The sequence below is a fragment of the Paenibacillus sp. 1-18 genome (assembly GCF_000520755.1).
Classification (GTDB): Bacteria; Bacillota; Bacilli; order Paenibacillales; family Paenibacillaceae; genus Paenibacillus; species Paenibacillus brasilensis.
In genome coordinates this window covers 1-19,841 of the sequence record NZ_ASSB01000238.1, presented here as the reverse complement: position 1 = coordinate 19,841, position 19,841 = coordinate 1, and the positions used below count along the sequence as shown (strand labels likewise).

At 46.6% G+C, this 19,841-nt stretch carries 29 protein-coding genes, 1 tRNA gene and 1 pseudogene; 6 read left to right on the top strand and 25 right to left on the bottom strand.

Going from position 1 to position 19,841, the window contains the following annotated elements; genetic code table 11:
- Positions 1-53: 53 nt before the first annotated feature.
- On the top strand, positions 54-1,325 hold the full coding sequence (locus L693_RS0114720) for an MFS transporter (protein ID WP_025717908.1): 1,272 nt from the start codon (positions 54-56) through the stop codon (positions 1,323-1,325).
- A 309-nt stretch (positions 1,326-1,634) separates the two neighbouring features.
- On the opposite strand, the gene L693_RS0114715 is transcribed toward L693_RS0114720, so the two are convergent.
- From L693_RS0114715 to L693_RS0114620, 21 genes are all read right to left on the bottom strand, one after another.
- A tRNA-Pro gene (locus tag L693_RS0114715) sits at positions 1,635-1,708 on the bottom strand.
- 856 nt (positions 1,709-2,564) lie between these two features.
- Positions 2,565-2,867: a phBC6A51 family helix-turn-helix protein gene (locus L693_RS0114710; RefSeq protein ID WP_025717907.1), complete on the bottom strand. Its 303-nt coding sequence runs from the start codon at positions 2,865-2,867 to the stop codon at positions 2,565-2,567.
- A gap of 56 nt (positions 2,868-2,923) precedes the next feature.
- Positions 2,924-4,852 carry a phage tail tape measure protein gene (locus tag L693_RS0114705; protein ID WP_025717906.1) on the bottom strand — a complete coding sequence of 643 codons (1,929 nt, stop codon included), beginning with the start codon at positions 4,850-4,852 and terminating at the stop codon, positions 2,924-2,926.
- A gap of 31 nt (positions 4,853-4,883) precedes the next feature.
- The gene (locus tag L693_RS0114700) at positions 4,884-5,234 is read right to left on the bottom strand and encodes a hypothetical protein (RefSeq protein ID WP_025717905.1); all 351 of its coding nucleotides are present in this window, start codon (positions 5,232-5,234) and stop codon (positions 4,884-4,886) included.
- 171 nt (positions 5,235-5,405) lie between these two features.
- On the bottom strand, positions 5,406-5,783 hold the full coding sequence (locus L693_RS0114695; RefSeq protein WP_025717904.1) for a phage tail assembly chaperone: 378 nt from the start codon (positions 5,781-5,783) through the stop codon (positions 5,406-5,408).
- A 74-nt stretch (positions 5,784-5,857) separates the two neighbouring features.
- The gene (locus tag L693_RS0114690; RefSeq protein WP_049825169.1) at positions 5,858-6,955 is read right to left on the bottom strand and encodes an SU10 major capsid protein; all 1,098 of its coding nucleotides are present in this window, start codon (positions 6,953-6,955) and stop codon (positions 5,858-5,860) included.
- 15 nt (positions 6,956-6,970) lie between these two features.
- Positions 6,971-7,105, bottom strand: a complete 135-nt coding sequence (locus L693_RS31985; RefSeq protein ID WP_269320850.1) for a hypothetical protein — start codon at positions 7,103-7,105, stop codon at positions 6,971-6,973.
- On the bottom strand, positions 7,102-7,380 hold the full coding sequence (locus L693_RS0114680; RefSeq protein WP_025717902.1) for a hypothetical protein: 279 nt from the start codon (positions 7,378-7,380) through the stop codon (positions 7,102-7,104). Before L693_RS0114680 ends, L693_RS31985 begins: the two co-directional genes overlap by 4 nt.
- On the bottom strand, positions 7,377-7,538 hold the full coding sequence (locus tag L693_RS30630) for a hypothetical protein (RefSeq protein ID WP_172828257.1): 162 nt from the start codon (positions 7,536-7,538) through the stop codon (positions 7,377-7,379). The genes L693_RS0114680 and L693_RS30630 overlap by 4 nt, the downstream gene beginning before the upstream one ends.
- A 323-nt stretch (positions 7,539-7,861) precedes the next feature.
- A complete protein-coding gene (locus L693_RS0114670; RefSeq protein ID WP_025717901.1) occupies positions 7,862-8,074 on the bottom strand; it encodes a hypothetical protein in 213 nt (70 codons plus the stop codon).
- A gap of 109 nt (positions 8,075-8,183) precedes the next feature.
- Complete coding sequence (locus L693_RS0114665; RefSeq protein ID WP_025717900.1) at positions 8,184-8,408, bottom strand: helix-turn-helix domain-containing protein; 225 nt, start codon at positions 8,406-8,408, stop codon at positions 8,184-8,186.
- 153 nt (positions 8,409-8,561) lie between these two features.
- On the bottom strand, positions 8,562-8,954 hold the full coding sequence (locus L693_RS0114660) for a hypothetical protein (RefSeq protein ID WP_025717899.1): 393 nt from the start codon (positions 8,952-8,954) through the stop codon (positions 8,562-8,564).
- Positions 8,955-9,237: 283 nt separating this feature from the next.
- The gene (locus L693_RS0114655; protein WP_025717898.1) at positions 9,238-9,672 is read right to left on the bottom strand and encodes a hypothetical protein; all 435 of its coding nucleotides are present in this window, start codon (positions 9,670-9,672) and stop codon (positions 9,238-9,240) included.
- Positions 9,669-10,028: a hypothetical protein gene (locus L693_RS0114650; protein ID WP_049825168.1), complete on the bottom strand. Its 360-nt coding sequence runs from the start codon at positions 10,026-10,028 to the stop codon at positions 9,669-9,671. Before L693_RS0114650 ends, L693_RS0114655 begins: the two co-directional genes overlap by 4 nt.
- A complete protein-coding gene (locus tag L693_RS0114645) occupies positions 10,025-10,342 on the bottom strand; it encodes a hypothetical protein (protein ID WP_025717896.1) in 318 nt (105 codons plus the stop codon). Before L693_RS0114645 ends, L693_RS0114650 begins: the two co-directional genes overlap by 4 nt.
- 23 nt (positions 10,343-10,365) lie before the next feature.
- Positions 10,366-10,827, bottom strand: coding sequence for a helix-turn-helix domain-containing protein (locus tag L693_RS0114640; RefSeq protein ID WP_025717895.1), 462 nt, complete (start codon positions 10,825-10,827; stop codon positions 10,366-10,368).
- Between the two features lie 811 nt (positions 10,828-11,638).
- Positions 11,639-12,007, bottom strand: coding sequence for a hypothetical protein (locus L693_RS0114635; RefSeq protein ID WP_025717894.1), 369 nt, complete (start codon positions 12,005-12,007; stop codon positions 11,639-11,641).
- The gene (locus tag L693_RS0114630; protein WP_155983836.1) at positions 11,997-12,164 is read right to left on the bottom strand and encodes a hypothetical protein; all 168 of its coding nucleotides are present in this window, start codon (positions 12,162-12,164) and stop codon (positions 11,997-11,999) included. The genes L693_RS0114635 and L693_RS0114630 overlap by 11 nt, the downstream gene beginning before the upstream one ends.
- Positions 12,165-12,214: 50 nt before the next feature.
- On the bottom strand, positions 12,215-12,418 hold the full coding sequence (locus L693_RS0114625; RefSeq protein WP_025717892.1) for a hypothetical protein: 204 nt from the start codon (positions 12,416-12,418) through the stop codon (positions 12,215-12,217).
- Positions 12,418-12,546 carry a hypothetical protein gene (locus tag L693_RS31980; RefSeq protein WP_269320849.1) on the bottom strand — a complete coding sequence of 43 codons (129 nt, stop codon included), beginning with the start codon at positions 12,544-12,546 and terminating at the stop codon, positions 12,418-12,420. Before L693_RS31980 ends, L693_RS0114625 begins: the two co-directional genes overlap by 1 nt.
- Entirely contained in the window at positions 12,512-13,000 is a 489-nt protein-coding gene (locus L693_RS0114620) for a hypothetical protein (RefSeq protein ID WP_025717891.1), read from the bottom strand. Before L693_RS0114620 ends, L693_RS31980 begins: the two co-directional genes overlap by 35 nt.
- A 192-nt stretch (positions 13,001-13,192) precedes the next feature.
- Here L693_RS0114620 and L693_RS0114615 point away from each other — a divergent pair, with 192 nt between their 5' ends.
- The 3 genes from L693_RS0114615 to L693_RS0114605 all read left to right on the top strand — a co-directional run bounded on the left by L693_RS0114615 (position 13,193) and on the right by L693_RS0114605 (position 14,507).
- The gene (locus tag L693_RS0114615) at positions 13,193-13,441 is read left to right on the top strand and encodes a helix-turn-helix domain-containing protein (protein ID WP_014282208.1); all 249 of its coding nucleotides are present in this window, start codon (positions 13,193-13,195) and stop codon (positions 13,439-13,441) included.
- Positions 13,442-13,705: 264 nt separating this feature from the next.
- Positions 13,706-14,068, top strand: a complete 363-nt coding sequence (locus tag L693_RS0114610) for a DUF3102 domain-containing protein (protein ID WP_049825167.1) — start codon at positions 13,706-13,708, stop codon at positions 14,066-14,068.
- A gap of 235 nt (positions 14,069-14,303) precedes the next feature.
- Entirely contained in the window at positions 14,304-14,507 is a 204-nt protein-coding gene (locus L693_RS0114605; protein WP_025717890.1) for a YqaE/Pmp3 family membrane protein, read from the top strand.
- A 741-nt stretch (positions 14,508-15,248) separates the two neighbouring features.
- Here the strand turns inward: L693_RS0114605 and L693_RS32455 are convergent.
- The 3 genes from L693_RS32455 to L693_RS0114595 form a co-directional block, all read right to left on the bottom strand.
- Complete coding sequence (locus L693_RS32455; protein ID WP_367587159.1) at positions 15,249-15,323, bottom strand: putative holin-like toxin; 75 nt, start codon at positions 15,321-15,323, stop codon at positions 15,249-15,251.
- Positions 15,324-15,872: 549 nt separating this feature from the next.
- Positions 15,873-15,944: a putative holin-like toxin gene (locus L693_RS32450; protein ID WP_442950180.1), complete on the bottom strand. Its 72-nt coding sequence runs from the start codon at positions 15,942-15,944 to the stop codon at positions 15,873-15,875.
- Between the two features lie 149 nt (positions 15,945-16,093).
- Entirely contained in the window at positions 16,094-17,131 is a 1,038-nt protein-coding gene (locus L693_RS0114595; RefSeq protein ID WP_025717888.1) for a tyrosine-type recombinase/integrase, read from the bottom strand.
- A gap of 319 nt (positions 17,132-17,450) precedes the next feature.
- On the opposite strand from L693_RS0114595, the gene L693_RS0114590 reads away from it, so the two are divergent.
- On the top strand, positions 17,451-17,648 hold the full coding sequence (locus tag L693_RS0114590) for a hypothetical protein (protein WP_025717887.1): 198 nt from the start codon (positions 17,451-17,453) through the stop codon (positions 17,646-17,648).
- 60 nt (positions 17,649-17,708) lie between these two features.
- Positions 17,709-18,826 (top strand): IS3 family transposase gene (locus L693_RS0114580; RefSeq protein WP_155983834.1). Its coding sequence is split into 2 segments (ribosomal slippage): positions 17,709-17,955 and positions 17,955-18,826, totalling 1,119 coding nucleotides; the frame shifts between segments, so codons are not numbered across the junction.
- Positions 18,827-19,644: 818 nt separating this feature from the next.
- Here the strand turns inward: L693_RS0114580 and L693_RS32445 are convergent.
- Positions 19,645-19,809, bottom strand: a pseudogene (locus L693_RS32445) (RHS repeat-associated core domain-containing protein); the annotation flags it as partial.
- Positions 19,810-19,841: the final 32 nt, after the last annotated feature.

Below are 19,841 nucleotides of genomic sequence, written 5' to 3'. Positions count from 1 at the left end.
ATTATTTTAATTAGGCATCTAAAAACCGCTTTGAAAGCGAAAGGGATGGAACTGTGACTGGATTAAAACAAATACTCAGAAACAAGAATTATGTCAGGCTTTTTCTGGCAACGTTCGCCTCACAATTGGGAGGAATTATTGGGGTTACTGCATTCATGTTTTATTTGTTGAAACGGTTTACGAATCAGCCATACTATGCAACGCTTGCCGAGTTAATGTATTCGCTCCCGATGCTGGCAGTATTTCTCGTAGTTGGAGTACTTGCAGATCGGATGGACCGACAAAAAATCGCTGTTAATTGTGACTGGATCAGCGCTTTATTATCCTTATGTTTGCTCATTTTTATTTGGGTTGATTCTATTCCTTTGATATTTGCCTTCCTCTTCATCCGTAGTGCTGCTTCCAAATTTTTTTTCCCAGCCGAAAGTGCCCTTATACAGGGAATCCTAAGCAAAGATGATTACACCATTGCAGCAGGCCTCAATCAAATGATAGGGAGTCTTTTCATGTTATTTGGAGCAACTCTGGGGGCCGTCGTTTACTGGCATTTTGGAATTACTGGAGCCATCCTAATTGATGCTGTTTCTTTTATTGTTTCTGCATTGCTTATTCATTCCTGCAAAATTCAAAAGGAAGTACGCCTTCCGAACGGGGCACATCAATTTAAACAATTAAAATTCAAACTGGTCATGCATGACTTTAAACAAGGGTTTCTTTACATATTACGCAACAAACTATTGATTTTGTTGGTTTCAGGCTTTTTTATGTTCGGCATTTTAAATGGAGGATTTAGCGTTTTACCAATGTTTATTCTTAAATATAAGCTAGCTCCAGACAACTATGAGCAGTATATGGTATGGACAAATATTATTTTTGGATCAGGTGTGTTGCTTGGCACCTTAATCGCTTCTCTTATCTCCGCCAAGCTAAAGCTACACCAAATGATTGCAGCTGGAGTTCTGGTCGCCGGCATTGGTATATGCATACTTGGATTTGTTAATCACCTCTATGTTTTTTTGATTATCGACTTCGCCATTGCACTGGTACTTCCGTTCATTAATATCGGCATAGGAGGATGGCTGCCTTGTATTGTAGATCCTCAAATGATGGGACGTGTGCAAGGTTTAATTAATCCGTTAATGATGCTGTCCCAATCTCTTACATTGGGTTTCATTGCTGTAAGCTTCCCTTCATTTATTTCAATTGACATCTTGTTTTTATTAGTTGGGGTCTGTACCGTTATTGTAGGAATATACTACACTATTGTGCTCCCCCGTTATGCTGATTACGGCACTTCTTCTAAAGCCCTTCAGGAATCTTTATAGGCAAATTAAATGAATTCATACATGGTGGCACTGAAGTTATCCACTACATCAGCACTTCTACATGAAACTGAGATAACTAATTTCTCATGCTCGACAAGCACGTACATTCGTTGCATACGACTAGCGCGTCAAAAACAACACACGAAAAATCCAGTAGAAACAAAGGCTGATAAGGTCTTTAATATTTCAAAAAATGAAGTACATGTTTCCCCTTATTTCTGTATGTACTTATTGGTAAACAGGGCTCCAAACCATAAAAAAATGCCCGGCAGGCGCAATATCTGCGTCAGCTGGACATTTGGATTGTAATCGGAGTAGCGGGATTCGAACCCACGACCTCACCCACCCCAAGGGTGCGCGCTACCTAGCTGCGCTATACCCCGATGAAAAACCGCGGTGTATCAACGTTTTCTTTACGTTCGTCCAGCGGTCAACTACCGTATATTTCCTATTATAGCGGATAGGCGCGCACCCTTGCAATAATTAACCGCGCACATCTGCATAAGAAAATTTAATAGCAACGCGGGTTTATGACGTAGGGAGCACCGCGCACACGCCCACGGATCATAACCGTAGACGAGCGCTTTATAATTCTCGGAAGTTTATTTTGATACGCAGATTTCTCACGCACCAGATTCCGGACCGTCGCGCAGGGGCCTTGGGGGTACGGGCCTCGCAATCTCCACGCAAAAAGACGCTTATTCAATCGCTTTTGATAGCGTAAATAAGCGTTAATTCCGATCGGACACGCGCAGCCACACGTACCACCCGGTTGCCTTTTATGCAGCGGATATTCACGGACATGTGCACAAAATCCATATTATGCGAATATGTCTGCGCCCGTAGACCGCACCGTTACGCGGTTGATACTACGCTGCATAAATGTACCTTATGCACTGTATATACATACCAGCGTATAATCCGTATAAATCCCGTAGCTACGCGGCTTTGCGCCCTATCCGGCTGTCTACCCGCTGGTAACGTATGCAGTGAAATACACTGGTTCTCTCGTCCGTTATACACTACGTATGCAGCCGGAGTGTGTAGCGTAAATCCGCTATGTATCCGACTCATTTGAAAAATTCCGAAGAGGTCGCGCGTCCGGAGCCTCGTGTAGGAAAATTCGCTATAAAGTACACTTTTGGGACGTGATAAATAGCCGCTAAAGCCTTATATATCGCTGATATAACGCCATTTCACCCGATTTCGCATACGTTATGAATCCGAACCGACTCACGCTTAAATAAGACCGAGCATTCGGCATCTCTCCGTGATTTCATCCGCTGAAAGCGCGAGCCACTCTACCGCACTCCTATGTCGTCGACGTATTGCGGATATGAACCCTCGGTGTACCCTCTCGTATTCCTTATTAAAATCCTCACGCTGCCTCCAGCGGTACAATGTCCGCCTATCCACTCCGCATAGTGACGCAATTTCATCCATCGTGTCGTGTACGCCCTTGCGCGCCAACATCTCGATTGCAAGCATATGACGCTCGTCAAGCGGGGGCCGTGCGCGTCTTTTGCGCTTCTTATTCGCCATTGTAACGCAACTCCTTCCGTATGTAAAAAGAGCGAGCCGTAGCCCGCCCGTGAAGATTAATTCACCCATGCTTTAACGAACGCGCGCGCGATCTTTTCGATGTCTGCGTCTTCACGTATGGTCGTACCGTACATATTGACTACGATACCTCCGTTGCTGCCTTTGCCGCGCTGCTGGTCGCGCCATTCAGATGCCTCGTGCTTCGTGAGGACTGTTTCATCACGATGGAGGCGCGCAGGATAATCATTATACGGAACTCGGTCGAGCCCGCCTGCGTGTCCGTTTGCGCTTGGACGTTCGACTTGAATAACGCCGTTTCCACCAAAAGCCTCCGGCATACCTAACGAGAAATTACCGGATAATACCTGCGCCGCATCTGAATTTTTAAACTCTTGCCACTTTTTATACGCGTATTCAATCGCAGAAGCCACCGCGTCAATCGCTGCTTCCATGAACTTCAGAATCGGCTTAACGGTTTCCCACGCAGCCGAAAACGCCTCGCCTAACGTCGGAAGCATCGGCCTCACAACGTTATCAATCAGGAACGTAATCCCTTGCGCGAGGTATCCGACGAGCTTAGCTGCGATTGGAAATACCGTGTTGAAGATGTCCAGAACGGTCGGCAATACCGCGACCACAACCTCGCCGATCGCTTTAATAGCCGATTGGACCAACGTAAATACCGGCTGCATAAACGTCCAAGCCGATTGGAGAGCACTCGATATCTGCGGAAAGTAGCTTTTAAATATGCCGACTACGTTCGTGACCCCGTTTACGAGTGCAGTCCATGTCGCTTGTGCGGTCGGAAGCAGCGATTTAACTCCGTTCATAACCGCTTGACCTACAGGAGCCAGCACAGCCATGACGCTGGTAAACGTAGACTTAATCGCGTTGCCCCACGCTTTTGCTTGATCGGAGTCTAACCAGTTATTCAATTGAATAGCAAGCTCGGACCCCTTATTTGCGAGTGCAGCGATCATAGGCATTGTCGGAAGTAACGCGGATATCTGAAGCGTCTGTATAGCCCCTTCAAGTTGTTCCACTGCACCGGCTGCGTTGTTCATCTTTTCCTTGGCTACTTGGAGCGCAGTGACGTTGCTCATCTGACGCTGAAATTCCTTGACGCCTTTAGAACCCGCCTTATATAACGTAGTTGCGGCCTTTACGCCATCAGTACCAAACATGTCCAGCAGCGTAGCCGTTCGATCCTGTTCCGACATCTTACCGAGCGTTTTTTGCAGAACGTCAGCCACGCCCGCTAGGTCCTTGATCTTGCCCTTTTCGAAGAACTTATTTGCCTTGCCGACGCCAATGCCGAGGTCTTCGAACAGTCGTGCGGCCTTCTTTGTCTGCGGCTGCAAAGACATCAGCATAGACTTGTAAGAGGTACCGGCATCCGACCCGGATTTCAACCCGTCATTGGACACGAGACCAATCGCGGTATTAAAGTCTTTGAACGATACCCCTACCATGTCCGCAACGCCGCCCGCACTCGCGAGAGCATATCCGAGACTTCTTACGTCGGTTGCCCCGGAATTGGCAGTACCCGCGAGAATATCCGCAGCTTGTGCCGCTGTAAGCCCGTCCTTCTTAAACGCGTTCAGCGACGTTGCCATTGTCTCCGCAGCTTCCGTGAGTTCCAAGCCGCCAGCCGTCGCGAGACTGAGCGCTGCGTTAAGACCGCCCGCTTGGACTTGCGCGGTGGACATTCCCGCCTTCAAAAGCTCCTCGATCGCTTTTGCTGACTCAAGTGCTGAATATTTAGTAGCCATTCCCTGCTCCAGCGCGAGTTGTTGCATCTGCTTCATTTGTGCATCTGTAGAACCCGTTAAAGCTTTAATCGTGGACATTTGCTCCTCAAAATCCATCGCTTTCTTGACGCTATCCCCTGCCACCGCAACAGCAGAAACAGCAGACCCGAGAAGGCCCGCCGCCGCTCCGAACTTAACCATTCCGCCCATTGCCCGGTTCAGCTTACCAGACATTTCATCCTTCAGACGCAGATAACCCGTGATATCAAATGCTATGACGGATCACCCACTCCCGATAACGGTCGATCGCACGCAACAATTTACGCAGCGCATCGTGTACGGTTAACGTTTGACGCATAGCGCTCCGGCCCCGGTCTACTGCGTTATCCGCTCCCTCAAGCGCATCCGAAAGTCTACGCATTCGGTATCCAACGGTCTTAATCGAGTGAACCCCGGAGGCCTCAAACTGTGCGGCTGTCTCCGTCCACGTTGCGTACTGCTCCGCATGGTTTGTTCGAAAGCCGTAGTTACCCGGCCGTGTATACGTAATGATCTCCGCCAGTAAGCTCGCAATTGGGACTACGCGCTCAAAAGATACCGTAATTTTATCCGACATGTTACTCCCCCTATCGTTGTTGCGCCGCCTTCGCTTCCCGTTCAAACTGGAGCATCATCGACGCGTACATAAACATCCGGTGCCGTCGTTCCTTTGCGTAAACTTCGTCGGGCGGGATGCCGTGACGCTGAAAGATTTCATGAAGCAACGCAGACTCCCCGCCCGACTTGATTAGTTTTTTGCTTCGTCAATCAGCTTCGCATCGTCCACGAATCCGGACAGTTTAAGCAACGCCTGTACGACGCGGGATTGTTCGCCGGGCAGTAGCGCCTTTTTAACGACGTCGGCTGCGTCGGACGCCTCATAGTGATCTCTCAACGCCTTATCGTTAAGGTCCGGATCGGCCACAGCTTTAACGATGAGCAGACGATTAAATAGCGACTCGTCGACCTTGCCGTCTCTGCCCGTCGTTGCCTGTGCGCGAGCCTTTTCGAGTGTGTCTTCGTCCAGCGCCTTGACGATAAAATCCGTCTTCAAACGAGGGATATACACGCCTTCCTGTAGGTCTGTAGTGGCTCCGAGTAATGCTTCCAGTCTGCTTGTTGTCATATAATCAGCCTCCGTATGTTTTTTTGTTGGAATTAAAAAGAGACCCCGAAGGACCTCCTGATTTCGCTATTTACTTACGCAGTCAGCCCTTTGATTCGGGCGTGCGCCTTCTCTTGCTGGAGCTCCAACGTGTATTCACCGACGATGATACCGGACTGGTAATCGCCTTTGACGCCTAGGTACGTGTGACCAAAAGAACGGTCGCCGAGTGGTCGAACCTTAATCCGATTCGCGTCTACGAAAAGAATCTCGTCAGGCTTCAGATTATCGTTAAGCACGACCTGGAACGTACCGAAGTCATTGACGATGTGGTCAACTTTCTGGCCGCGACTATTCTCCGCTTGCGTCAACCTGATCTGCGTAAATGCCATGTCGCTGATCGCGCGTTTCTGTACAGCAGGAACAACGAAGGTGTAACCCGCGTTCCCTGTCGCAAAGCCACCCGCGCTATAAACTTTTTGCGTCACATCATCGAGCAGCTTTTTCGTAACTGGCCCGCCCGCAGTGGTCATGTTAGTCTCGATGAAGCTACGGACGCCGCGCATTGTGCGCATATTTCCGCTGTCGAATTTTCGGCCACCAATGATAGCTTTCTCCAGTTGGAGCGCGAGTTCGAGCTGCTTCTTCGCCTTCTCATATTCGTATAAGCCACTTGAGCCGATACCGTATTGCGCGACCGCCTCCGCAGACCCTGTGACTGACACCGTGTCCTCGAAAATCTGCGTGACATTGTCGCCCTTCGTTTTGGACTTATAGCGGGCGTCTCGCGCATCCGCACCCTCTCGGCTATCCCCGTAAAGTGACTCCATCATTGCGTCTTTCGCAATCGCGGCGGCCGTTGTTCCACTATAGCCCCGGACAACCGAGATTTTGTTCGCGGCACTATCCACCGCTTGAATCAATACGAGCTCATCGCCGACTTCTGCAATCGTGTGCGGACGGAACGGCTCGGTGCTGGCAACCTTAATCTCCGTGGCATCTACAGCAACAGCGGCAGTTACCGTCGTCCGCGTTGCGAACATGGCATCTTCGTACCATACGTGCGTAGTTGATGTAACCGGCTGGCCGAATCCGAGCAAGTTCAGCATCGGTGTCTGACTAGGGTTCAAAAGCAAGATTTCGTCTGTTACTGATTCACGTTTTCCGATTAATTCATTTGTAAAAATTGTCATAATAAATTCCCCCTATTATTTTTGAAGTTTAGCTTTCCTTGGCTTGTCCGACTGGCGGCGGCTATATCCGAGTGACGGGCCGATGTTGGCGATCTCCTCGCCGGTACCGATGCCGCCTGTCCACGTTTTTGAATTGATGAATTTACTCACGCTGATTCCTCCCCTTCAAATTCTGTTACGAATTGTCCCATTGCACCGTCCACGCTAGACCATACGGATACCCGATGCTTCCCGAACAGATACTCCCGGTCTTTAATCTCGAAGTATCCGGACCATAACGCTTCAACTGCGCTCTCCAGCGGCGTCTTATCGGACTCAATCGGCCAGGTCCCCGTTAGCATGTCGCGTCCCTGAACGTCGTACAGCTTGACGATGTTATTGCCATCTACTTGCCGGTGGATTACACGTGTGTATTGATCGCTCATTTCCGTCTCTCCTTTCGTCTGCGTCTCCGCTCATCCTCGGCGATACGGTCCGCATTGAGCCGTATGTAACGCCGGGACACCGAATCACCAAACGTAATCGTAATGCCGTCCGCGTACGATATCACCGTATGGTACTGGTTAACTCCGTTGCTCAACATGGCTATTACCTCCTCGCTACTTGTGTACTCAAATACCGACATTGTACGGAGTCATCGCCGCGCCAGGCTTTACACCGCTTATCCGCTTTTGACATCGCGTGAAGCAATACGCAGCTCGAATCCGGCTTGTAATACGGACAATATGTAGCCGCGTCCTCTCGATCACTCACTAGCTCACCTCCCGCTAAAACCGGACACTATTCGTACTCATTTCCGTGTTTTCGCTTGATTTCAGACGCGCAAAAATAAGCCGAGGGTCATAGTTCCTCCGCTTGTCTAGAACGCTAATACCACGCTAATTCAACGTATAGGGTACTGCGCTGTTACACACTGATTTGGCAATTTAGCAGGCGCTTGATCGACCGTTTCCGCACTTCCGGTACGCGGTACTGAATAGCGATTAACTTGCCGAATCGGAAATACTCAGCCATAACATGAAAATCCGAATAGCTACGCTCGATCTTCACCATGACGGTAACATCTTCTGTGTACGCCGCGAGGTTGTCCGAGTCAATCCGCCATATCTTGTTACTCACGTAAGGCCCTCCTTACTTTCGTGTTTTAAAGCGGTAAACTATAAGAACAAAAATAAAGACGCTTGTCAAAGCGCCAACTTAGTCGATTCCGCTGCACGTTACCCCCTTCTCACTGGTTAAGCCGACGAACGGTGCTCACTAACTCAGCAATTTGCTCGTCTGTATAGGGAATGGCTGCACGGATTCTTTGCGCAACATGAGGTAGCAAAGGGCGTTCGTCCCGCTCAATAGCGCCGAGTAAGGGTACTGATACACTCGCCTCTTTCGCGAGCTTCCCCTGCGACATCCCCAAGTTGATACGGCAAGTACGTATGATTTCTGGCGTTAGATGCACTTCATATTCCTCCTCTTGTGGTGGTGTCTTGTTCATACTTAGTTATAAATAAAGACCGATCATGCCGCCAAGCACCCGGCACAATTACAGTCTTATCTCCTCATATATACATGGGAAACCAGCGCTCAAAATATCAGGTATATTATGTAACATTCACAAACTTGTCACATCTTCTCTTGGAAGGTATATCTGCCCCGTTAGATCAACCTGACCACCGCCCTCGATGAACGCTTCTAGCGATATCTCGTGCTTCTTCCGCTGCTGCTCGCGGTAAAACTCCGCGTCAGCATTCTTTACCGGATGAGATGCGGTGCGCTCGGCAACCATATCCGCTTTTATAATGAAGTCCGCTAAGATTTCGAGGATTGAAAACCGCGACAAGTAGTTTTTACGCCTTGTCATCGGATGCCTGTACGCCTGTGCTGCGAGCTTCTTACGTGACCTTCCGGCCGCTAGGAGCGTGGATGTGACGACGTCGACGATCATAACGCGTAACTCATCATCCTCTATCCGGTAGTGTGCATCCCAAAACGTGGTGATGTTCAAACGTGAACCCCCTCCTATATGGAAACTTAATATTTTGATATCGGCGTATCTGTTGTTCTTCCTAGTGGAAGTTCTCACGCGAAAATCTATATGTGACCACTCCATTACGCGCATGATACTTCGCTAGGAATGAGCGTAAGCGAATGACGACGCGTGAGGGATAGTGATCTTCTATCCCGAAACAGGTTATGATGTCGTAATGTTTATTCTTGTTTATTCGTTCTTGTACTTCGTTCTTATTACATTCCTATAAACGGAGTACGACAATTCCCATGAACGGGATTTAAGCCACTCCGTCTACAGGAATCGCTTCTTCTGCGTCATCCTTTCTATGTGGATAGAACAGCGGAAGGTATATCTTCTTGACGTTTCCCTTCCAAGGTATCTTCTTCGTAATCAAAAGACCCTCGACCTCAAGCATCCGACACAACGGGTTAATTCGGTCACCGTGTATCCCCGTATCTTCACGTATTTGCTCTACCGTTGGGAACGCCCACATATAGTAATCGTTCGCCTCGGTTCCGTTCACATACGCGTGAAGGTAAAGCAAAAGCAGAATTGCGTCTCTCGCGTCGTTCTTCCGGTATTTCTCCCCCATTTCAACTAAATGAACGCGAAAGAGCGAATGGAGTGAAGGCGAGTATCCGCCATGTCCCCGCTCTAGGACGGTCTCTTTTTGTTTAGTCGCTATCTTAGCTAACGTCCGAAGGTCGCTCATCCTCCGTCCCCCCCTCCTATACCGTATTTCTCGTGAAACTCCGCATACGTCAGCGGTTCGAGCGGTTCGTATATGAGCTTATTCGGAAAGCGATCGGATTTTGTGACGTTGAGCAAACCGTAACAGCAAAGCGTAGCCGTGTGTTGGCGGATTTTGTACGGGGATAGCCCTGTTTGCGCCTCTATTTCGCGTTGATTTAGCCACGTTTTACCGTATAATTGGTGGTCCGGCTTGTTTTGGCACCAGGAACGTAAATAACCGTAAAAGCCCGCCGTTTCCACGGTAAAACCTTCGAGTTGCGGGTACGCCCGGTAAAGGATGGCCGGGACCTTAACGAAGCGATTATCGCAATTCATTGAAGACATCGCTCCTTTCTAGCGATATTTCCCCAAGGCCCAACGTCTTCGTACAAAGATTCCCCTTTTGCTTTAAGTAGTTCTAATGTTTGCTTACTAATATCTTCTGAATCATGCGGCGAATCTGCGTACTGGTATAGTTGTGGGTACATGTACATGATGCCTCTACGATTGTCATCGTAAAAATTAATAGCGAACGTTTCTTTTTCCCCCTCTAAGTTAAAATCTACCATCGCTGTATTTGAAAATCCTTGGGGAAATACAACTTTTGCGTCAATCACTGTCGCCTTTTTCTTTTGAGTATTTTGCTTCATTTCTCATCGTCTCCTTTATATCGTTATTGTTGAATGGAACCCCTATTAGTACGTGAAAAAGTAGTTACTTCCCGTTGATTCGCAGAACTTAATCGCAAAGTCAGCGTTAAGTTCCGGATTCCCCGTTCAATCACGCCTACCTCGATGAATTGCTTCCTTCTAATCTCAACCTTGCCGCTGCCCCCGATTTCCTGGTCGATTAAGTATTCCGCGTTCAATAGCGCTTTCTGTTCGTTCTCGACGAAATTCTGAATCTTCAAGTCAAAGTACATTTCGTATGCCTTTTCTATAATATTAGCCGCCTGAACTGGATGGCCTAACTCAAACCGTCGAAGTGTGCTTGGACTAATGCCGAGGGCTTCCGCAACCTTCGTGAGCGTAAGGCGATGTGTTTCTCGCCGCTCTTTAAAACGCGCGCCCTTCTCCGCCCACTCTCCAGCTTTTTTAGCTACGTACTGTTCCCGTGTCAACAATGCATTTGTCATAATTAAAATCGCTCCCTTTTCGTTTGGTTTATATGAAATGCGGTCTCCCGCGGTCTAACTAGTTAACCGAATGTGCGGCGTCGTTATGCACACAAGAATATAGAAAGTCCGCACGCGCTTCGCACATCGCCTTATACTATCTTGCTGCCGACCGCGCGCGTTTCGCACATCGCTCCTATATTTTTTTCTACAACGAATTTTGACTTCGCACAGATTCACGTAAATTTTTGTCCTACATTTAATATAGGGACAAGAAATTATGAATTTAGGACACCTTCCTTCATTGAAATTTCTTCGACACTACATATAAGCACATGTTTATTCTGAATTGGGACATCGTCTACTCTCCTTTTATATAAGGACAGAAACTTTTTAATTTGGGACACGTCCAAAAAACTTTTTCACAATTTTCGAAACCAACGGAACCCATGTTCGTATATACTTGATATAACAAACGGAAAGAGCGTGCCTGAACGCGAGAGTTACTTCGCCACTCTTTCCGCACCTATCTATGTGAACTACGCCTGCCTGAAAGTGAACGTTTGCCGCGTTCACGACGTAGGAATTATCGAAATCGGCCAGCCTACGGGACGTTGGCGCGTCTTACGTAGACCGACCGGAAGTGCCGAGCAGTTGGCGCTACTCAGCATATGGTCCGTAGGCACTCCGCTAGTTGGCGCTGACGGTACGGACATTTAGCCGTCAATGTTGGCGCAAAGGCGGTTTGATACTACGCGCGTCTCCTCCCCATATTGGCGTTCGGAACGGTTAGCGCCATTCCGGACACCGTTTAGGTTCATCGGAATACGCGTCAGCCCTTCTTCTTAACGAGATTCAATTCGATATCGCCGCGGTCTTCGAGCCATAAGAGTTCATCGACTAGAAACGTTAAGCCGTTCATGGCGCGGATATGATCGAGGACTTCCGTAACCACTTGCAGCAAGTCACGCTGAACGTTCTTTCCGAGTTGAAGGCCGCCGGAGTCTCCGTCGATAAATAAGTGCGTGTGTTCCGGATGCTCGACCTTGCGGACGTGACGGAGCCATAAAATTCCGGTCTCAAGATGGAAGAAATAACGGTCATCGTACAAAACGCCCTCCACGAGCTCATACATATGCGGCAGGTCGTACGGACCGTAAGCAAGCGCCGCCTTTTCTAGTACGTTTGATTTAGTCTCCATTTTCGTACGCTCCTTCGTAGTTAAATCCTACTGGCTTGATGTCGGTAGCCGTAACGTTATGTCCGGTGTCATTCGCGTTCTGAACCGCCTGCTCGATCGCAATCGTCCGGAGTTCGTCCTTCGTAAGCTGGCGCGGTGCGTACACCGGAAAGGTCATGCGGATGTCTCCGAACTCGACGACGCATCTATAACAGTGATCGGCCGCCATTAAGAAACGCCTACTTTCGAAAATACGTTGTTAAATGCTACATTCAGTTCCTTAAGTGCTTCAATCCGCTCCGCGTCGGTGAAGTGCGGACTCTCTAATATGTTACCGACCGCGAGTGTATAGAAACGGAACGCGATCATTAAGGCATCACCGTAGGTTTCCGAACCAAGCCGATAATCCGTGAATATTTCCAAGTACGACATTACGTCAACACCTCTCGCGTGATCAACGCGACAGCGTAGATAAATTTAAGTACAGTTACGATGCGTTTGCGAGCCTTGCGTGACAATACGATGTTACGCGTAGCTGACGAATTTACTGTAACGTTCAATCTGTGCGCCTCCCTTCCTTACGATGAATCCGAGTTCACTCATGACGTCCATTGATAGCGTTAAACTACCGAGTGGTGACCGCTGATTAACTTTGGTTATCCGCCAGAACGCCCGTGGTTGAATAACTAACTCCTGACGCGTGCCGACGTAGCGCAATATGTAGTTGCCCGTAGTCGGATCGAATACGTAACGAACGTGCGCCGGAGTAACTAGCGGACGAACAACACGGAAGACTTCCCGTTTCATTTCTGCGTCCAGTTCAAAGCCGAGTTCGGCGAGCTGTGCCGGCGTAGTTTCAACTGTATCACCGTAGAGAAACGGATTAGCTTGCGGTATAATAGTGAAGAACAATTCCGATGTAACGCGGAGTTCTTGACGTTTGCGGCCGCTTCCGACCATGATGATGACGTTACCTTCGCGACGATTACGGATGAAACCTAACGTGATTGACATATGATTCGCCTCCAAGCGGGATTATATGATGAGTTGCGTGATGCTTCGGAACAGTACGATGTTGCTCGGGATAAAGATGAAACTTTTTAATAACTCAATACGTTAATAACCTGATTCGATAATAACCCTATGAGTTAATATAGTCAAGCCCCTTTTATGATAAAATAAAATTAATTACAAGGAGGGTCGCGGATGATTCGTTTTACACTTGAAGAGATGCTCAAGAAAAGAGAAATGAGTATGTATGCATTGTCTAAAAGCTCAGGTATCCGCCCAAACACCATAAGCCAATGGGTAACAAACGAGGGCGTTGACGTAAAGTCTATTACTATCGAGACACTTGATCGAGTTTGCTCAGTATTAAACTGTCAACCGGGGGATTTGATTAAATACATAACGAATGTCAAAGAAAGTACCGAGCCAAAAAAAGAAGACCGTTAATCTAGCGGTCTTTTTGCGTTAAATTAGCGTCTATCCTTCGTTCCCTTGCGTACCCCTAAACGCAAACTTAAACGGGCTATTTCACGGTGATTTTACGGTGAAACGACGCGACATACTCTGCGTTTAACGCAGGGAAATACCCAAGGTGGGTCGTCCGAACATGTACGTTTTGTCCTATAATAGGTTTATTTATTAACTTTAGTGAAATGAAGTAGGGATGAGGTGAATAGTATTCACGTCACTGGCTCGAAAGGAGGAATCAACGTGAGTGAAGTCGCGACTCTATCATCCGACTTACCTGCGATAACTGCGGAAATCAACGCATATAAGCGCGTTGCAGGCGAAGCTATCTTCGAAATCGGACGTAGGTTGAAGCACGTAAAGGAGAACGACCTAACCCGTGGGGAATGGGAACACTGGCTCTCATCAGTAGACATCCCAAAAACTACGGCTTGGAACATGATACGAGCCTATGAGCAGTTTTCAAATGTTCCGACGTCGGAACGTCTGGATGTCGGAAAAATCTTCGAGATGCTCTCGCTTCCATCCGATATCGACCGATCTCATTCGTTTCCTCTACGCACACCATCCCGTCAACCGGCGCCACCAAAACCGTTGACGAAATGACCGTACGCGAACTACGCGAAGTTAAAGCCGCACTCAAGACCGAGCGTGAAGCACGGGAACAAGCGGAGGCTCGCGCTGAGAAAGCGGGGGACGATTACGGGGTCATATGCGATACGCTAGAAGCTGTGCGTGCAGAGCCACCGAGGGTAAAATTCCCATTTTTTTCTTAGTATAATTCCCCTCTATCTGATAAAATTATGTTCAAAGTAAATAAACGTAAAAGGGGTTACATCTGATGCGATACCTTCTTGCTATTCTGATTCCACCGCTGGCGGTTCTACTTTGTGGTAAACCCGGCCAGGCTATTTTGAATTTTATACTGTGTCTATTTTTCTTCGTGCCCGGTGTCATCCACGCACTGGTCGTTGTGACCAGCCATAAAGCTGACTTGCGAAACGAAGAACTTATCCGTGCAATACAGCGCGGGCAGCACCGATAAACGACGGAAAGCCCGTAATCCTCTGCGTTGAGGACACGGGCTTTTAACGTAATATTAGGCGTTTATGGCGCTATCCTTACGTAGGTATTCAGAACGGAGTTACGGCGCTTATTTGCGGTGAAATGCGATGATTAAGCTTAATAACTATGTATATATTTTGTACCACTGTCTTTCTTAATTACCCTCTGTGTGCGCCCGCATACAATCCGCCCAACACCCCGAGCACGCCACAAGCAATAGCAGCGATCATAATTACAGGCCCTTTGTATATCACGACCTTCGACCTTCTTCGTAAGGAATCCGAGAATGACCGCGATCGGAGACGTAACCACGGGAAACCACAACAAAGAGAGTACAGCAAACGTCCATCCGAGGAACGCGAGCGCACTTCCCTTTCGTTGCTCTTGCCTTTCCGTTGGCTTGTCGCTCTTTACGATACCGTTAATCAAACCGAATCCCTCCGTATCTCACGTTACGTTTACCTAAATAATACCATTGGACTAGTACGTTGTCACTACAGTTACACGAAAAAATAACAACAAACTCCCTATTGCATAAATTTTTCCATATTATATAGACAAAATAATTGTACTATTGTTTATAGTCAATGCTTAGTGTATAATAAAATAAAAAATGTAACGCATTACAAAAAGAAAAAGCCGCTAATATCGCAAGACATAGCGCGGCCCTTTTTAGGTATTACTTATGGAAAATAGCCGAGGATCCCGTCAAAGATAACTGCTATTTTCCATGTGTCATTACAAAAACGAGTGTTGCGAAATTTATCATAAGTGACAACGTTTCATATACAGTCATAGGCGGTCACCTCCCCTCAGAGAGGACCGCTTTTTGCTATGTCTTGCTGTCTAATTGTACTATATATCCTCTCTGACTGCTACCATATTTTATAAAATCGTAGTTAGATACCCGCTACATCGAAGAAGTAGCACGTTGTCACTAAAAGAAAAACGGACCCACTCACGTAATCTCCCGCGCAAATGAGTCCGTTAAAGTCCGTTACTTCGTATCTTCCGCCTTCTGCTCCGTCTTGAACGTAGAGTACACGCCAGTCCCAATCAACGCGTACGAAACGATATCTACTCCGATTTGCCACGTTCCGAAATCGGGCGCTACTCCGTACTTACGTAAGACTGGCGACTGCTGCGGTACAAGTATGTGAACTAGAAAATCTACTTAAAGTAGACATCCTTATATACAAAAATAATTAAATTATGTACAATAAGAGTATCAAGAGTGAAATAAAATGAAACTTGGTAGTTAAGCCGCAAGACACAGCGCGACCTACAGTTTCAACTACAGAGCACTACGAATAATAGCCGACGATCCTGCCAAAGATACCGGCTATTATTTGCGTATTATTAAAACAACAAGCGATGCGAATGATAGTATAAGTGTCAGTGTTTCATATACGGTCATAAGCGGTCACCTCCATGGTAGGCCGCTTTTTGCTGTGCCTTGCTTGCCTAATTATACAACACCTCCCCTCTCACTGCCTACTATTTTTATACTACTCTCATCTATCAAAAAAAATAACGCTCACCTCCGAAGAGATGAACGCTATGTGCTTACCGTTTTCTTTTACGTTCTTTCTGTAACGGACCAGTCACGTTATTCATAGGCGTAAACTGGTCGTGCTTCTCCTTAATCGATTTATCCGATAGATGTGTGTACTTCGCAACCATACGCAGGTCCGAGTGCCCCATAATACCCGCTAGGTATCGTTCTGACCCGCCATTTTCAAGAAACATAGTTGCAGACGTATGCCGGAATAAGTGGGGATGTACACGCATCTTGAGTCCCGCTGCCTTTACGTAGCCTTTTAGCCGATCACGAAACCGGTCGTCCCGAAGCGGGCCTCCGTAATTCGTAAGAAATACGTACTCCGAGTCAAATTCTTCACATTCCTTCAGCAGCTCACGAATTAGTCTCGCAGTCCGTTGTTGTATTGGTACGGTTCTTCCACGTCGAGACTTAGTTATCAACTCGCTTAGGTATAGTACGCCCTCTTCTGTATCTACCTCCGTTTTCTTTAAGGTGAGAACTTCGTTTATCCGCATGAAGGAGTCGATCAATACATTAATGATAACGTAATCCCTGAACCCCGCGTATGTCCGTTGGTCTGGTTGTGCAAGTATCTTCTTTAAATCTTCTGAGCTCATGATAGTTATATTTTTCTCTGGTTCCTTGACCTTCTTTATCTTTGCGGTCGGGTCGCGGTCAATATGCCCTTCATCTTCCAGAAACCGGAACATTGTCCTTAACGACTTGAGCTTAGTATTAACAGTGACAGGCGAAAGTCCTACCGTCTTATCCCGCTCGTGCTTGTGCGGGTGGTTGTCAAACTTACGCTTGCTATGGAGTAAGTACGCAATATATGACCGTAATAAGTCTGGCGTTATTGCAGTCATCGACCGCTCAACGTTAACCTCATCCAGATAATCGCAAAGATAATTGTAACTTTCTTGATACATTTCCAACGTCCGTTTCGAGCGTCCTTCCGCTATTTTTGCGTGACAAAAAATGTCAAACAACTCGTCAAGGGACTTCGCTGCCCCCTTCGTCTTCCTATCGTTTTTATACCGTTTGCCTGTCCGATTATCCAAAACAAAAACGCCTCCTACCGTTAATTTATACGATAGAAGACGCAGACCCCTCGTAAAATTAGCCGCGCACACCTGCGCCCATTTCCGTCTCGTCCAGCGGTCAACAAACGTTGATATAACGCATACTTTACTACGTTAACGCGTTAGTTAGACCCCAAGGGTGCGCGCTACCTAGCTGCGCTATACCCCGATAACCAGTGTATGTAGATCGATGCTGTTATTTACCATTATAATCTGGTCGTAAAATCCTGTAAAGGGATTATTTAGATCGATTGATACAAAAAATAAGCGCCCAATACTTGAGATACAGGAGCTAACCATGCAGAGCAAAAAAATAATCACACCCGCAGCCTTACTTCTTTTAATACAGTTAAGCGTTCCTATATGCTACACCTTTGCACAGGATAACCTTGTCATAGACCAAGAAACGAAAGAGAGAATAGCGGAGCAATATGGCTTGGAAGAGCCTCATTCACCTACATCAGAGCAGCAGCAAAACTGGATCGGTTACATTTAGTTGGACAGAAAAAATAAGGGCTAGTAGAATGAAAACATTAGAATTAGGAGCGGATCTACTATGCCAAGACAAAGACGTACATTTACAGCAAATTTTAAGAGGCAAATGGTTCAGTTATATGAAAACGGAAAGCCGAGAGCAGCCATTGCGAGAGAGTATGAGCTTAGCCCATCGGCTCTAGATCGCTGGATCAAGCAGGCTCAAACCTCAGGTTCATTCGCTGAAAAAGATAACCGAACTGCAGAAGAGAATGAGCTCCTTGCGCTCCGTAAAGAAAATGAGCGACTCAAGATGGAGAATGATATTTTAAAGCAAGCCGCGCTGATCATGGGACGAAAGTAAAAATCATTAAGCAAAACAGTGATAAATACTCGGTATCAGCATTGTGTGAAGTCCTGCAAATCGCTAGAAGCACGTTCTACTATGAAGCGAAAGAAAAAGACAACGAAGACGAAGTAACTACGACTATCGTAGAGATCTTTCATACCCATCGAAAGGCGTATGGAACGCGCAAGTTGAAAGTCAAACTTCAGGAGCAAGGACACACCGTTTCCAGACGTCGAATTGGACGGATTATGAAAGAGCAGGGCCTCGTGTCCACGTACACGATAGCGCAGTATAAGCCGCACAAGACCGGTTGTAACGAAGCAACAACGGCGAATGTGTTGAAGCGTGAATTTGATCAAACCGAAGCTAAACGTTTCGTGGTCAGCGTTCTAACTTATGTGAAAGTTCAGCACAAGTGGCACTACATTTGCGTACTGATCGACTTATTTAATCGTGAAATCATTGGCCATAGTGCAGGTCCCAACAAAGACGCTGCTCTGATTTCCCGTGCCTTTGCCACGGTAGAGGGCGATTTGAGCGACATTCAGTGGTTTCATACGGATCGTGGAAGCGAATTTAAGAACCAGACCATGGACGATCTGTTAGAGACCTTTGACATTGGCCGTTCCCTAAGTATGAAAGGCTGTCCCTACGACAATGCCGTGGCCGAAGCCACCTACAAAGTGATGAAAACAGAATTCGTAAACCAAATGAATTTCCAGAGTCTTCATCATCTAAAACTAGAATTATATGATTATGTGAACTGGTTCAACAAGCATCGTATTCATGGCAAATTAAGATACATGACGCCAGTTCAGTACAAAGCTGCAGCCCTTAATAAAGTTGTCTGATTTACTGTTGACAGTCCAAGGTAAAGCAATGAACACTATGATTGCAAATGCCAACAACAACGGAATACTTAGTAATAACAATGTTTTTTTCACTTTCATTTATACCCCGCCTCCTTCAAGGCATTTCTTACTGAACCCATTTTATGATTTCTAATCATTTGCCAAGCCTTATATGCATCAGAGTGCCACCACTTAATTTTATACTGCGTAGGTAAGTAAACCGTTGTTCCAGTGCCTACTTCACCCAAAGTCTTATTCAAATTTCGTCCTTAACTACATAATTCGTTGCTCTTGCAGTATAGTTCTCATCACTTAAACCATATTTACCTAGTGAAGGTACTGCAGGATTAAATGTGATAGCATTTTTATTCACTATTCTTATGATTAGCCACAAAATACGAAGATTTTAAAATCGAATAAAATTAAACTCGACGGGTCATCTTATTTTCAAGATGGTCCCTTAATTTTGTTCCAATTACTATTTCAAATATACTGATCCATATAAAAGGCGGCGATTGCTCCCAATCACCGCCTAATATTCCTTCCTTCTACTTCAATTTAAAGAAAAATTCACAGTAACACGACCTGAGACCAAAATCTCTAATAAATTCATAAAATATTGCTCGGATGAGAAAGCATAATCCATCCCTGCTGGAACTGTTTTTTCCTGATATTTTTATATGTTTAGATAGAAGTCGTCCTAAAAGCTGACTTTTTACACCATTGCTTGCTCCGCGAGCATTAATTATGCTCATCGTGTCATCATATGTTGCCACACTATAATAGAGTCCACCACCACCTGCGCCAGCCATATGTGTATGACCACTTGGATCAATATAAATCAACGGATTGTTTTGAACATACGTATACAAGTTCAAACTCGATGGATTTTCATTCTCTCCTTCATACGTATCCTCATTAATAAACCTTCCACTATCAGGATCATACCATCTGGCTCGCAGATATTGTAATTCCGTTGTATCGGATTAACCCCCTAAGTTTGGACACTAACTCT

Bases quoted from the DNA above. Each gene is read 5' to 3' on its own strand.
- L693_RS0114710 (WP_025717907.1), bottom strand. From the start codon at position 2,867: ATGGCGAATAAGAAGCGCAAAAGACGCGCACGGCCCCCGCTTGACGAG.
- L693_RS0114705 (WP_025717906.1), bottom strand. From the start codon at position 4,852: ATGTCTGGTAAGCTGAACCGGGCAATGGGCGGAATGGTTAAGTTCGGA.
- L693_RS0114700 (WP_025717905.1), bottom strand. From the start codon at position 5,234: ATGTCGGATAAAATTACGGTATCTTTTGAGCGCGTAGTCCCAATTGCG.
- L693_RS0114695 (WP_025717904.1), bottom strand. From the start codon at position 5,783: ATGACAACAAGCAGACTGGAAGCATTACTCGGAGCCACTACAGACCTA.
- L693_RS0114690 (WP_049825169.1), bottom strand. From the start codon at position 6,955: ATGACAATTTTTACAAATGAATTAATCGGAAAACGTGAATCAGTAACA.
- L693_RS0114680 (WP_025717902.1), bottom strand. From the start codon at position 7,380: ATGAGCGATCAATACACACGTGTAATCCACCGGCAAGTAGATGGCAAT.
- L693_RS30630 (WP_172828257.1), bottom strand. From the start codon at position 7,538: ATGTTGAGCAACGGAGTTAACCAGTACCATACGGTGATATCGTACGCG.
- L693_RS0114655 (WP_025717898.1), bottom strand. From the start codon at position 9,672: ATGAGCGACCTTCGGACGTTAGCTAAGATAGCGACTAAACAAAAAGAG.
- L693_RS0114650 (WP_049825168.1), bottom strand. From the start codon at position 10,028: ATGAATTGCGATAATCGCTTCGTTAAGGTCCCGGCCATCCTTTACCGG.
- L693_RS0114645 (WP_025717896.1), bottom strand. From the start codon at position 10,342: ATGAAGCAAAATACTCAAAAGAAAAAGGCGACAGTGATTGACGCAAAA.
- L693_RS0114640 (WP_025717895.1), bottom strand. From the start codon at position 10,827: ATGACAAATGCATTGTTGACACGGGAACAGTACGTAGCTAAAAAAGCT.
- L693_RS0114635 (WP_025717894.1), bottom strand. From the start codon at position 12,007: ATGGAGACTAAATCAAACGTACTAGAAAAGGCGGCGCTTGCTTACGGT.
- L693_RS0114630 (WP_155983836.1), bottom strand. From the start codon at position 12,164: ATGACCTTTCCGGTGTACGCACCGCGCCAGCTTACGAAGGACGAACTC.
- L693_RS0114625 (WP_025717892.1), bottom strand. From the start codon at position 12,418: ATGTCGTACTTGGAAATATTCACGGATTATCGGCTTGGTTCGGAAACC.
- L693_RS0114620 (WP_025717891.1), bottom strand. From the start codon at position 13,000: ATGTCAATCACGTTAGGTTTCATCCGTAATCGTCGCGAAGGTAACGTC.
- L693_RS0114615 (WP_014282208.1), top strand. From the start codon at position 13,193: ATGATTCGTTTTACACTTGAAGAGATGCTCAAGAAAAGAGAAATGAGT.
- L693_RS0114605 (WP_025717890.1), top strand. From the start codon at position 14,304: ATGCGATACCTTCTTGCTATTCTGATTCCACCGCTGGCGGTTCTACTT.
- L693_RS0114590 (WP_025717887.1), top strand. From the start codon at position 17,451: ATGCAGAGCAAAAAAATAATCACACCCGCAGCCTTACTTCTTTTAATA.